This window comes from Brevibacillus brevis NBRC 100599 (genome assembly GCF_000010165.1).
Classification (GTDB): domain Bacteria; phylum Bacillota; class Bacilli; order Brevibacillales; family Brevibacillaceae; genus Brevibacillus; species Brevibacillus brevis_D.
On sequence record NC_012491.1, the window covers coordinates 4,957,114 to 4,970,049 of the forward strand.

Annotated in this window: 14 protein-coding genes; 6 read left to right on the top strand and 8 right to left on the bottom strand. The window is 44.5% G+C overall.

Features of this window, described 5'->3' with window-relative positions; translation table 11 throughout:
* Positions 1 to 50: 50 nt before the first annotated feature.
* Entirely contained in the window at positions 51 to 503 is a 453-nt protein-coding gene (locus tag BBR47_RS23480) for a VOC family protein (RefSeq protein ID WP_015892926.1), read from the top strand.
* Between the two features lie 502 nt (positions 504 to 1,005).
* Positions 1,006 to 1,443 carry a hypothetical protein gene (locus BBR47_RS23485; protein ID WP_015892928.1) on the top strand — a complete coding sequence of 146 codons (438 nt, stop codon included), beginning with the start codon at positions 1,006 to 1,008 and terminating at the stop codon, positions 1,441 to 1,443.
* A 132-nt stretch (positions 1,444 to 1,575) separates the two neighbouring features.
* On the opposite strand, the gene BBR47_RS23490 is transcribed toward BBR47_RS23485, so the two are convergent.
* The 4 genes from BBR47_RS23490 to BBR47_RS23505 all read right to left on the bottom strand — a co-directional run bounded on the left by BBR47_RS23490 (position 1,576) and on the right by BBR47_RS23505 (position 5,371).
* Positions 1,576 to 2,508, bottom strand: coding sequence for an aldo/keto reductase (locus BBR47_RS23490; RefSeq protein WP_015892929.1), 933 nt, complete (start codon positions 2,506 to 2,508; stop codon positions 1,576 to 1,578).
* Positions 2,509 to 2,693: 185 nt separating this feature from the next.
* Positions 2,694 to 3,470, bottom strand: coding sequence for a GNAT family N-acetyltransferase (locus tag BBR47_RS23495; RefSeq protein ID WP_015892930.1), 777 nt, complete (start codon positions 3,468 to 3,470; stop codon positions 2,694 to 2,696).
* Between the two features lie 29 nt (positions 3,471 to 3,499).
* Positions 3,500 to 4,393, bottom strand: coding sequence for an AEC family transporter (locus tag BBR47_RS23500; RefSeq protein ID WP_015892931.1), 894 nt, complete (start codon positions 4,391 to 4,393; stop codon positions 3,500 to 3,502).
* Between the two features lie 12 nt (positions 4,394 to 4,405).
* Positions 4,406 to 5,371, bottom strand: a complete 966-nt coding sequence (locus BBR47_RS23505; protein ID WP_015892932.1) for a carbohydrate kinase family protein — start codon at positions 5,369 to 5,371, stop codon at positions 4,406 to 4,408.
* 156 nt (positions 5,372 to 5,527) lie between these two features.
* Here BBR47_RS23505 and BBR47_RS23510 point away from each other — a divergent pair, with 156 nt between their 5' ends.
* On the top strand, positions 5,528 to 7,684 hold the full coding sequence (locus tag BBR47_RS23510) for an insecticidal delta-endotoxin Cry8Ea1 family protein (RefSeq protein ID WP_015892933.1): 2,157 nt from the start codon (positions 5,528 to 5,530) through the stop codon (positions 7,682 to 7,684).
* A gap of 165 nt (positions 7,685 to 7,849) precedes the next feature.
* The gene (locus BBR47_RS23515; RefSeq protein ID WP_015892934.1) at positions 7,850 to 8,374 is read left to right on the top strand and encodes a DinB family protein; all 525 of its coding nucleotides are present in this window, start codon (positions 7,850 to 7,852) and stop codon (positions 8,372 to 8,374) included.
* 61 nt (positions 8,375 to 8,435) lie between these two features.
* Here BBR47_RS23515 and BBR47_RS23520 read toward each other — a convergent pair whose 3' ends face one another.
* Positions 8,436 to 9,434: a D-cysteine desulfhydrase gene (locus tag BBR47_RS23520; RefSeq protein ID WP_015892935.1), complete on the bottom strand. Its 999-nt coding sequence runs from the start codon at positions 9,432 to 9,434 to the stop codon at positions 8,436 to 8,438.
* Between the two features lie 156 nt (positions 9,435 to 9,590).
* Here BBR47_RS23520 and BBR47_RS23525 point away from each other — a divergent pair, with 156 nt between their 5' ends.
* Entirely contained in the window at positions 9,591 to 10,082 is a 492-nt protein-coding gene (locus BBR47_RS23525) for a DUF2569 domain-containing protein (protein WP_041749603.1), read from the top strand.
* Here BBR47_RS23525 and BBR47_RS23530 read toward each other — a convergent pair.
* Entirely contained in the window at positions 10,034 to 10,780 is a 747-nt protein-coding gene (locus tag BBR47_RS23530; protein WP_015892937.1) for a Crp/Fnr family transcriptional regulator, read from the bottom strand. The two genes, BBR47_RS23525 and BBR47_RS23530, sit on opposite strands and share 49 nt — an antisense overlap.
* 109 nt (positions 10,781 to 10,889) lie before the next feature.
* Here BBR47_RS23530 and BBR47_RS23535 point away from each other — a divergent pair, with 109 nt between their 5' ends.
* Complete coding sequence (locus BBR47_RS23535) at positions 10,890 to 11,231, top strand: DoxX family protein (protein ID WP_041749604.1); 342 nt, start codon at positions 10,890 to 10,892, stop codon at positions 11,229 to 11,231.
* Here BBR47_RS23535 and BBR47_RS23540 read toward each other — a convergent pair.
* Both BBR47_RS23540 and BBR47_RS23545 read right to left on the bottom strand, forming a co-directional pair.
* Positions 11,228 to 11,845 (bottom strand): DUF3267 domain-containing protein, encoded by a 618-nt coding sequence (locus tag BBR47_RS23540; protein WP_041749605.1) that lies wholly within the window; start codon positions 11,843 to 11,845, stop codon positions 11,228 to 11,230. The genes BBR47_RS23535 and BBR47_RS23540 overlap by 4 nt on opposite strands.
* Positions 11,846 to 11,967: 122 nt before the next feature.
* Positions 11,968 to 12,903 (bottom strand): cation diffusion facilitator family transporter, encoded by a 936-nt coding sequence (locus BBR47_RS23545; protein ID WP_015892941.1) that lies wholly within the window; start codon positions 12,901 to 12,903, stop codon positions 11,968 to 11,970.
* Positions 12,904 to 12,936 lie beyond the last annotated feature (33 nt).

Here is a 12,936-nt window from a genome sequence, read left to right on the forward strand (position 1 = left end):
CTTCAAAAATGATCAGGGAATAAATTTGTACACATAAGGAGATAAAACTAATGGCAAATAACAAATTACTAAGAATGGACAATGTTGGCATCGTTGTAGAATCCCTTGATGACGCAATCTCTTTCTTTGAGGAGATTGGCTTGAAGCTCGAAGGGCGGGCTACTGTCGAAGGTGAATGGGCTGGTCGCGTAACCGGGCTGGGTTCACAGTGTGTAGAGATTGCTATGATGGTTACCCCAGATGGCCACAGCCGACTTGAACTTTCGCGATTTCTCACCCCACCTACTATATCCGATCACCGAACTGCTCCTGTAAATGCCCTCGGTTATCTGCGGGTCATGTTCACCGTTGCGGACATTGACGAAATGGTATCCAGGCTCACTAAGCATGGCGCTCAGCTCGTCGGAGAAGTGGTTCAGTACCAGGACTCGTATCGGCTCTGCTACATTCGTGGAATTGAAGGACTTCTAATCGGTTTGGCGGAACAACTCGGTAATAAATAAGTGACGTTTGTAAAGAAGACTTAACTGAAATATACATTACTAAATACCGCGTTCGCGCTCCGGGATGCATGAACTTTTTAACGGGAATCAATGCAAAATCAAATGAAAGGGATTCAACTAACAGGGGCAATTGTTTAATAAATATCTAAAGCGCGGCTGCCGGTATAGATCGGTAGCCGATCTGCGCTAACGGGCAGATTAGTAGGATGGAAGGCGTTAGCGATATAAATCACCTCTTTTTTTTAGATTTCAACAACAAATCAAATATGAGCTGTCAGAAAAAGAGGTTCGCCGAAGTCTATAATTATGAAAACGATTATTTTTAGAAAGAGGGAAAAATACATGTTATCTTACATCGGAAATGGTGCGTACTTCTACGCAAACTCTCATCCATGCCCTTGGAAACGATTGGGAAATCCAAGCGTGTTGCTGTAATGGAAATTCCTGATGAGATGTTTTCGTATGGATTGGAAAGTAAGCTGTTCGGGGAAGTGGTTAAAAATTGAACGTAAGATTTGCCGTGGTTGAGGATATGAAACAACTTGAGTCATTTTTTTCAAAACATATTACTCGCGAGAATAAGGCAGTGTACAATGAGGAGTTTTTTTGCCCATTAGGACTTCGAGCGGCCGTAAAAAGACGATCTGTTGTTGTTATGAATAGAGAAGACATCATTATCGCAGCAGCAAGAATCTACCTAAAGAAAAACGGCACAATCTCTCTTTATCAGTTTGCCGTAGAGGAACAGTATCGTCATAAGAATCTCATGAAATATCTACTATCACAAATTGGTTACCCGATATTCTCCGCATGCCCGTCAAATCTTGCGTTCAATAATTATTATATGGACTCGAAATGGTCGTTTGTTGAGACGAAAGAGGGAATGAATATTTGGAAGCTTGAACCAGACTTACTTTCTGAGTCAACCTTTCCAAATTGATCGTTGAAGTAACGGGGCCAATAGTACGGTGAACCGTATTACAAGTAACTGTAAAGTTGTGTAACTAAGGAGGTCAACCAGTAACAACTGGCTAACCTCCTAATACGAAAAGCAGTAGTTCGCCACAGAGACCTATTGAAAAATACGATCAATTTCGTTGATTTCTTCTTCTGTCAGGTGGACGTCTACTGTTTTTAAATTATCCAGCATTTGCTCTGCTCTTTGTGCTCCGGGAATGACAACATCCATTGAATCATGTGTGAAATACCAAGCAAGGACGATATGGGCAACTTCGGCATTCTTTTTATTTGCCATTTTACGGAGCTGCTCTACCTTTTCTAGATTTTTTTTGAATTTTTCGCCCTGGAAGTGCGGCATATCTTTGCGTAGATCATTGAATGTCATATCCTTATTATATTTACCGGCAAGCAAGCCTGATGCTAGTGGAAAGTATGGAATAAACGAGATGCTATTCTCTGTCGTATATGGAAAGAACTCTTGTTCCGCTTCACGCTGCAGCAAATTGTAGTTTCCCTGTATTACATCGACATAACCATCCTTATTTGCTTCTTTCAATTGTTCCAGTGAGAAGTTAGAAACGCCAATTGCTCTAATTTTACCTTCGTCCTTTAGCTGTTTTAAGACTCCAACCGCCTCATCTTTTGGTGTATCCTGATCTGGAGCATGAATATAAAATAAATCTATGTAATCTGTTTGTAGCCTTTTCAAACTATCTTCAACGGCTTGTTTTAAATAAGCAGGTGAATTATCCATGGTAACATCATTGCCGACAAGTGTAAGGCCACCTTTTGTTGCAAGGATGAGTTCATGACGCTTTCCTGCTTCTTTTATCACTCCACCTATTAGCTCCTCTGAACGCCCTGTCCCATAAAAAAACGCTGTATCTAAAAAATTCACTCCATGGTTGATCGCAGCCCGCACCAAATCTTTTCCTACTTCTTCATTTAAATTAGGATAAATATTGTGGCCACCTACAGCGCTTGTTCCAAGTCCGATTGGATTGACAACTAAATCTGTTTTACCAATTCGTGTTTGTTTCGTCATTCTCTTCAACTCCCTCCCATTTTTAAGCTTAGCGTACGTTTTCGCGCGAGGCTTTTACCGGTATCTACATCATAATTCATTACGTTACGTAAGCTTCAAGTGCAAAATGTTTTTTTGCATATACGTATCTCTGCAACTACAAAAGCTGCCCCTCACAACAACGGGCAGCTTCCTTTACCACGATTCTATTTATACTCATAAAAACAAGGATAAGAATAGGCGAGAAATTCAAAGCCTTTTTTCTCCAAAATCGGTCGACTCATCGGACTCGCATCCACCATCAACAGCGGATAACCGCGTTTCTGTGCTGCTTGTACCCGGACTGCTACGAGGGCCGTATAATAGCCTTTACTTCGGAAGTCGGGCAAAGTAGAGCCTCCCCAAAGACTGCCAAAGGACGTATTCTCATGCAAGTACATCCAAGCAGCACTCACTGCCTGATCGCCACTGTACGCAGCGTAAACGAGTAGCTGCTCAGGATTTTCGGCCAAATCCCGTTTTAATCTCGCAGCAAGCTCCTCATTAGCACTGCCCCATATCTGCTCCTTCAAGTGCATGATATCATCAATGCCAGCCGCGTCGGTGATTTGCCGTATCTCTGGCGGAATGACAAGGCTTCGTAACTCCTCTGCCTGCGCCACCTCCAACACAAGCGTCGCTTCCTCCTCATCAACTGTAAAACCATGACCTTTCAGCCTCTCAAGCAAATTAGCCGGTTGGTCATAGTCAAAAAGCTTCCACTCAAAGGATTGCTGAAGACTCGAGAAATATTCGAGTTCCTGCTTGATAACTTCCTCTGCATTTTCTTCAGACAACCTGGAAAACAAGACGACTCCGGAATCATCCGGGGTGGGTGAGACGTGACGAACGAGGTGTTCTGTCTCCTCCCGGCGGAGGGGCGGATAGGTGATTTCCAGCCTCATCTCTTTGTCAAAAAGCCGCAATACTTCTGTCTTGTTCATGTTTTCATCCTCCCTTGTCTACATCAGGACTAATGCAAAATGTTTAGCAAAAGCGTTAATGTTCCTATACTGATCACCGTCGTAACCAACACGCTGCTGGAGACGAATTGTGGTCGCATGTTGAATTGGATCGCATAGATCGCTGTAGTGGCGGCAGAAGGCATGGCTGCCAGAACGACCAATACCTTTTGCAGAAGCGGATCAATCGGGAATAACAGACAAATGAGGTACGCCAAAAGTGGTGACGCCACGAGTCGAATGACGCTCGCAGCACTGAGTCCTTGCCACTCTAGCGCTTTGGTAGAAACATTGGCGAGCTGCATGCCCAAGATGAGCATCACAACTGGAATCGCCGCCTGTGCAACGAGATCAATCGCCTGGTAGTAGCTTTGCGGGATGACGATTTGCAGCTGTTGTAGCAAAATCGCGAGAACCACAGCGTAATTGGACGGCTGCTTGAAGATCGCCTTGATGGCCGTCCCCATTCCATTCCCGCCTCGAGAGGCAAAATACACGCCGAATACGCCCATCATGATCGAGTGGAAAACCATGATTTGCACCGCATACGTAAAGCCGGCCTCCCCAAAGGCAAACAAAATAATCGGCGTACCGTAATTGCCACTGTTCATGAAGGCGGTCGCGAGCATCAGTGCGCTTTCCTGTTGCTTATCGTATTTGAACATACGTGCCGTCAGCTGCGTGATCACAACGAGAGCAGCCAGCAAAAGCAGCGAAATCACCACGATATAAAATAATTGCAAGTCGAGCTGTGTTTTGTAAAACGTCCGAAAAACGAGTGCCGTCGACAAGATGTAAATCGCCAGGGAAGAAATCGGTTTCAAATCCATTTTGAAAATGCGCTGCAAAATATAGCCGCTAAGAAAAATGAGCAGGACGGGCAGGATGACTTCCACAAAAATCATGAATCTTCCCTCCTACCGTGCTGCTTCCATGAAGCTTTTTACCTCGGACAGCGTAGGCATGGCGGGAATGGCACCTGATCTCGTTGTCGTGAGTGCACCTGCGGCATTCGCAAAGCGCACCATGTCCTCTAACGTCGCTTGTGGGATATCCAGCATACTTTCCCCCACTTCAAGAAGCTGATAGAGCAGCGCGCCCACAAACGCGTCTCCCGCGCCAGTCGTATCGATCGCGGTTACTTGAAAGCCACCGACTGTGCCGAAATTATTTCGTGTGCGGTAAAAACACCCCTTTTCCCCCAACGTGACAAAAACAGCTTGCAGATCATATTGCCCAAGCATCCACGCTGTCGCTTCCACGACATCCTCGCTCCCCACGAGAAAAGCCAGCTCTTCCTCAGACAGCTTGACGATATCTGCCTTCGCCATTCCTTTGAGGGCCAACGCCTTCGCTTCCTCCAGATCCTCCCATAAGGACGCTCGAATATTCGGGTCAAATGAAAGGAGCCGCTGATGCTGTTTGGCGTACTCGACTGCTCTCCAGGTTGCTGATCGGGCTGGCTCATGCGTCAAGGACAGCGTACCGAAATGAAAAATCGCTGCCTGGGCAATCAGCGCCTCGTTCACGTCTTGCTCCCGCAGCATAATGTCCGCACCCGGATTGCGGTAAAAGTGAAAAGAACGATCGCCTGTCTCATCGAGATGGACAAATGCCAACGTCGTATGCGCTTCCTCCGTGAGTACGAGCCCTTTTGTGCCAATATTCAGTCTGATTAAGGTCTGTTGCAAAAAACGCCCAAACACATCGTTTCCTACCGCACCGATAAAGGAAGTCCGTTTCCCAAAGCGCGACAGAGCGGCAAGTACATTGGCAGGCGCTCCTCCAGGGTTTTGCTCAAATGCAATGCTGCCCGGCTTTTCCTTCTGCTGTACAGGTGTAAAATCAATCAATAGCTCCCCACATGCAACCACATCTACCATGTTGATTTCCTCCGATGACCGTGATAGCTCCAGTATGTCACAGGTTCTTTTTTTTGCCAATGAAAGCCAGCGGCTGTACGAGCATACGCCAAAAATGTTAAAATAAGGAAATTAATTAACGTAGTGCTTATTTATCAAAAAGGGGGGAATTATGCAATGCAAGGAAAGAATCCTTTATCAACTGGTCCTTATAACACACTATCGACATCTGCTTATCAACAGGTGAACAATCTAGCTAACAAGGCAGACGGATTTGATTGGGAGCAATTATTAAAAGATGTTTGGCATGATGTTTATAATGGACAAATTACACGAGATTACCTTCAGCTAGCAACAGACAATAATATCGATTATCGTGCCTTAGTCACGACTATATTAGGCTATGCTTCTTCCTTTGTTCCTTTTGTAGGGCCTGTAATAGGCTTCTTTATTCCTATTATTGATTTGATTTGGCCCCCCTCACAACCCGATTTATTTGATATTTTGCGGCAACAAATTCAAGATTTAATTAACCAAGCGTTAACAACAGACACATTGAACAAATTACAGGCACTTCTACAAGGTTGGAAAAATGAACTGGATGTTTTAGCTACAGAAGTCAAAAATTTAACCGATCCGAAGACCTCAACTATAGGGAGCACAGTTAATACGATTCACCTCCAATTTGTTCATGATATACCCCAATTTACACTAAAAGACTATGCAGCTTATGCACTTCCTTTATATGTTCAAGCAGCAACCATGCATCTAGGCCTTTTAAAAGAGGCGATTTCTAAACAAACAGATTGGGGAATTAGTGATTCAGATAAAACTAACTTTCTGACTTATCTAAAACAGTGGATCGTGAAGCATAGTGAGAATGTTTATACTCTTTTTGTAACAGGATTACAAAACATACAAGACGATGAATCTAGTCAAATTAGCTCTGCCGACTTTATCTACACGTCAACATTATATGGGTTTGATATCGCTGCATTATGGCCTACTTTTGATAAATGGCCTACTAATGACTGTCCGGAAGTTTATCCAACACAAACTGATCTAGAACAAACGAGATTCTTATTTTCTGATCTAGTAGGAAGGGTTGACTGGCGAGGCTATCCATCCGCTGGTGATCCAAGCACGTACCTGTATGGAAATTTCCCTGGTGAACTGATGCAAATTTCAACGAGAACATGGGATCGAGTGGATCAGATTCAACAAGTATTAGATAGAGGATACAATCAATCACAAACATATACTTACGGTGATTCCGGTGGAGCTGCAAATGACCCTATCAACATTTCAAGAGACAATCCTTTAATTGGAGTAACACCACGGGTTATGAGCCCGTATGTTGGAATCATGATGGATTTTGCAGATGGGACTAGTATAACTAATGGAGGAAGTTATGGATATGACAAGAGAGTTGTAGCACCTGATAACCATAAAGTTCATTTTGTCTTTCCATGGACAGATGAGCTGGGTGGCCAAGATGCACTGATAAATGCCTTTGTTTTCAAAAATCTACATCCCGAAAATGTAATAGGCCAATCAGATCCAACAACTGGAGTATTTACGATTAAAGGAATTCCAGCTGAAAAAGGTTATATTGAGGATGGTAGCTCACTTAAAGTTGTACAGGAAAGATTGAACGGGACCAACGCGGTTCAGCTTCCACTCGGGCCCTCCCTCGTTGTACCCATCACAAATAAACTAGCTGGTCAGTATCACATTCGCGTGCGTTATGCAAATCCTTCAGATTCAAGCATTGATATTTGGCAATCAGTCAATGCAGGAAAGCAGACTATTCAAGGCGGTAATTTTACATTTCCAAGTACCAAAAACGTTCAAGATCAAGGATACGTGCCAGGACAAAATGGAAACTATAGGTTGCTTACAATCTCTCTTCCTGATCCCATCTCCCTACCTTTAGGAGAGATCGATGTACGCCTCGGACAATACACCAGTCAAACCCAGGGTAATTTGTTTATTGACCGGATTGAGTTTGTTCCCGTTCAAACTCTATTTTCAGGCCCATACTACCTTTATGCTCCGTATGGTTATCCTTTTTCAAAAACTCTTTGGAAAGGTGATACAATTAACAGCCGTATTTCTATAGCAGGATCCGCAAATTTTTCTACTGAACCAGCGGTACTCCAATTTTATCAAGATTCAACATTGCGAAAAGAAATTCCTATACCTGGTTCAGGTCAAAATTACAATTATCCTAATACATCCATTCCAAATGGTTTTAATAAAATTGTACTTCACACAAACCAAAGCGCTGGTAAAGGAATAAGAGGAACAATGACAATTTCCTTGAGTAATTAGTTGTTTATTAATGAATCAAGGTACAAGGTACAATGGACAAATAGAAAAGGCTAAAGATGCAGACATGATCTGTGATCTCTAGCCACCCTTCTCCAAACAAATAGGAAGGGATGACGTTGGTGAAAAGCGAATAACTCCGGATTCCCTACCGAAAGGAGTCGTACCATGAATTTTAATCTGGATGAAGCGATTGAGGTTCTAGCGCGTACGCCACAAGCGTTGGAATCCTTGTTAACAGGCTTATCGGATGGGTGGTTGCTGCACAACGAAGGCGACGGCACCTGGCATGCCACCGACGTGATCGAACACCTTATTGAAGCTGAGAAAACGAATTGGCTCCCACGTCTGGAAATCATTCTGCAAGAGGGAGAGAGTAAACCGTTTCCTCCATTTGATCGGTACGCTCACTTACAGGACAACTCGGTGAGACCGTTCGAACAAAAGCTGCTGGACTTCAAAACGCTTCGAGCCCAAAACATAGCCAAGCTGCGAGCGCTCGTGGAACTGGAAAAGCATCTGGAATTAACCGGACTCCATCCTGCTTTTGGCGTCGTAAAAGTACGGGAATTGCTCTCTACGTGGGTCGTTCACGATTTAACGCATACGGCGCAAATCGTACGGGTCATGGCAAAAAGGTACACGGCTGATGTAGGGCCATGGAGCGAATATTTAGGTATTCTGAACAAATAATTGAACAGGCAAGGGTAGCTCTGAACGGAAATGTACGTCATCGCTACCCCTGCCTGTCTTTTTACGGCAAAAACAACTGTGGAACCGTATAGAGTGCAGGGGAACCACCCGTATGCAGGAACAATACATGATCACTCTTGTTAAAATGCCCTTCGCGAATCAAGCCAATCACCCCTGCCATCGCCTTTCCGGTATAGACAGGATCCAGCAAAATTCCCTCTGTCCGAGCAACCAGCTGAACGGCCTCGATCATGCCATCCGTCGGAATTGCATAGCCTGGCCCGACAAACCTGTCGTCGCAAAGCACAACTTCTGCTCCTATGTCCCCTTTCAAACCGATCAGTGCAGCTATACTGTGCAGTAACCCCATCACCTTGGCTTCTTGTGCAGCCCGATCGCGGCTGACATTGATCCCGATTACTTTTGTGTTAGACTGACGCGCCATAAATCCCGCAAGTAAGCCTGCTTGGGTACCGCCGCTTCCCGTTGCCGTCACGACATAATCGTACGGAGTCATCGTTTCCCAAGCCTGCTGCTCGATTTCTTCCGCACACGCCATGTATCCCAAGGACCCGACTTCGTTGGAGCCTCCCACAGGGATCAGATATGGTTTTCTGCCTTGTTTTCGCAGACCTTCAGCGAGCTCTTCCATAGCTGCAAGCAAATCTGCCTCTGCGGGAATGACCTCGATTTTTTCTGCTCCGAGCAAGTGAAACAACAGATGATTGCCACTCGCTTGCGGTTGGTAGTCCCCCGTCTCAGGCGCAGACAGAACGAGCTGACAGTGCAGACCTTCGCGAACTGCCGCCGCAAGTGTCAGCCGGCAGTGATTGGATTGGACTGCTCCGCATGTAATCAACGTATCTGCCCCTTGCTCGATTGCCTCCGCCACCAAATACTCCAGCTTTCGCGTCTTGTTTCCACCTGCTGTCAAGCCAAGCATGTCGTCTCGCTTGATAGAAATACTCGGTCCGCCTAACTCTTTGGATAATCGCTCCAGCCCTTCGATTGGTGTATGACCCTGCGTGTATTTTCTGCGATCGTAACGGATTTTGTTCATGCTTTTCTTTTCTTCCCTTCTTCTATCGTATCTTGGAATTAGCCCTGCCAACTTCCTTTGCAAAAATCGTAGTTTTCACAATTGACCTTCCGCCTTTCATTCTATACCATTATTTGGTACACACAACATTACAAACAGAGAGGTAAGAAAACACGAATGAATGTCCCAGTAGAAGAAACTGTAAAGAAACCAAAAGGATTAGGCGGCTGGTTAATCTGGCCGACCATTATGGTCGTTCTCAGCCCATTTTCCGTGCTTGCATCCATTATCGGCATTTTTCAAGATCATGCTGAAGCAATGGAAGGACTCCAACCGTTTATGGAGCAGAGTCTGTTGTTCACTTTGTATTACTATGGCAACATTTTGTTAGAGATAGGTTTACTCGCATTTTCACTGACCCTTCTCGTTTTTTATTTCCAGAAGAAGAAACGTGCTCCCCATTTATTTGTTGGCCTGATTCTTTTTTATCTCATCTTGAACATGATCGATTTGTTGGCTTGGGCGAGCTTTGATAGTCTTTTCGGAGACACAAGTCAGCTTGTCAAGCAATCAGGACTAAGATTGCTCCAGACTGGCATTACCGCAATGATCTGGATTCCCTATTTCCGCTTGTCCATACGAGTAAAGAATACATTTGTGAATGAATGAGAGTCCAGCGCTTCCCTCAATCGGTCCCGATGCACCCATAACGGCTTACGCAGTCCCGCCTTCTTCACGATACCTTCTACTGTTAGCTCATGGAGTGTCTCTGTTACTGTTTCACGAATACACCCCATCATTGTCGCCAGCTCCTGATGCGTCAGGTTCACTGCCAGCTCGATCCATTCTGGTGCGTCAGCCTGGCGCTCTCCTCCGTATTTCTCGCACAGCCTGTCGAGCAAATATACAAGACGCTGTCGCACACTTCCATACGCCATGAGCTCCATCATTTCTTCTACCTCTTGCAAGCGATTGGAAACAATCTCGATAAAATGCAAGGCAAGCCTCGGTTTCTCCAGCATCAGCTCTTCAAATTTTCCTTTATCAATCGAACAAATCACCGAATCTTCCCACGCTTCGGCGTACATATTGGTTGAACTAATCGTAAAAGACCCGATCTCGCCAAAAACATGGCCTGTGCCGAGCAAATCAATCGTTAGCTCTTTGCCGTCAGCCGAAAGCTTGTATAGACGAACCTTCCCAGCCTTGATCAAAAACAGCCTTTTTAGCTCCAAGTGAGGGGAGGAAATTATCGTTCCTTTTTTGACCACTTCCATAGGAGTCGCCGGTTCCAATTGGGCTAGCTCTGCTTCACTTAACGACTGAAACAAATTGATGCGGGATAAAAATTTCTCCTTTTCGATCACCCTGTACTTCCTCCTGCTCACTGTAGGCTGGACTACATATTCTATGGATCACTCCCATTATACTCCTCGTTAAGCAATGGATTTTGAATGAACAAAGGAGTGTAAATCGTTGAACACATTCATCATGATTCTTTCACTGATTTTGGCTTTGATGTTTTCCATCTCTGTGTTAATGAAATTTCTCCGCGCAAACTCTATGCTTCAGCACTGGAAGGAATATGGGTACCCCCTTTGGTTTATGGACGTGATTGCCTCACTTGAGCTGGTCGGAGTTATCGGCGTAATTAGCTCCTTTTGGATTCCTGAAGTATTAACATTCGCTTGTATCCTGTTCGCCATCCTCATGCTCGGTGCTATCCATGCCCATCTTTTTCGGGCAAAGCATAAACCCGCCATGGCGATAAATGCAGGAATTATGCTTATTTGTTCGTTGCTTCTCCTTTGGCTTTAATCGTTTCCGAGCGCTTTCCAGTACGTCTTTTGTCCGTTACTGATCAAGCTTGCCTGTTTCGGAACTTGCTTCATCACCAGAAAAAGATTCAGCATATCGACTGATGAAGCGATTGCGTTTATCAAAATCATAAATTTTAATACAGTAGTGAACAGCCCCAAAAAACCTAGAAGAAAAGGCAACATAACCGAAATGAGAATGAATGGAGCGACGGTAATCAGGATGTATCTTGCTTTTGGAATCTTTTCTTCTGTTGCTACAAACCCGCCAAACAACGTTAGCCCCATCCATGTTTTTTCTGATCTCAAGAAATTCGGGATAAAAATCAAATGCAAGCATTCATGAATAATGACCAAGGCGAGTAGAGAGAATATCACACCGAAGTCAATGGATATGGATAGCGAGTCAGATGTCAGCCCCAATTCCTGCAAGGTTATTGGCGAAAAAATATGGATGATCCCAAAAACGATGAGTGCATTGATCAGCATGAAAGGAATCGATAAAAGAGTTGCCCTGCCCAAACTCTGTGGTTCATTCAGTGGAACCCATTCATTTTTCATCAACTCAACATGTACATTTTCATGATACTGTGGCAATTTGGTTGTAATTCTCATAAAAAAACCTCCCCTTTCTAGTAAGACGTTCACCCTATGTAATCAGTTTCTTTAATGGGGAGATAAATAAAAAAAGGCTATCTCCTGAGCTTGTTTGGAGACAGCCTTTTTCTCATGGTCATTTATACTTGGTTAAGCAAAAACTGTTTGCCATATTCCCCGTGATCCAGAATCGTCGGGTGCTCGATTTGAATCGTCGAATGGTCAATTCCGTACTTCGTTTGCAAAATGTGATTAATCGCCAAAATGACACAATACGGCTGGATGCCTTCACGAACGAACACATGCGCTGTCAGGGAGTAATGTTCCGTGGATACCGCCCACAGGTGCAGCTCATGAACATCCTCCACACCCTCTACTTCACTAAGGTCCTGACGGATTTGATCGAGATCAAATTGCTCTGGGACAGATTCCATCAACACAAGCAGCGACTCACGAATGATTTTGGCACCACCTGTAAAAATAATGCCCCCAATCACCAAGCTAATCAACGGGTCGAACAAGTAGAAGCCAGTCATGTAAATGAGAATCGCCGACGTAATCACACCGACAGAGCTGAGCAAATCCCCGATAAAGTGCCATAACGCACTTTTTACATTGAGGTTGTCTTCTTCCTTCATACTGCGGGAAAGTACGATGGTTAGCACGATGTTTACAACCAAACCGATGGATGCAATAGTCAGCATCAACTGCAAATCAACGTCTTGCGGATTGATCATCCGCTTGATCCCTTCAATCACGATCCCAATCGAAATTACGGCAAGAGCCAAGCCATTCAAGAACGAAGCAATAATTTCAAAACGGAGAAATCCGAACGTGTACTTCTTCGTCGGCTTACGTGTCGCCATATAAATAGCGGTCATACTCAAACCTAATGCAACGACGTCAGAAATCATATGGGCGGAGTCAGACAGGAGCGCGAGTGAATTGGACATCAAGCCCCCCACAACCTCCACGATCGTAAAAAACAACGTCAATAGGAGCGTAATCCACAGTGTTTTCTTCGATGTTTGCTGTTCTTTCACATGATCAAGATGGTGAAAATCACCCTTTTTCATACCTATCACCTCTGTCCATTTCATTTATAAAAA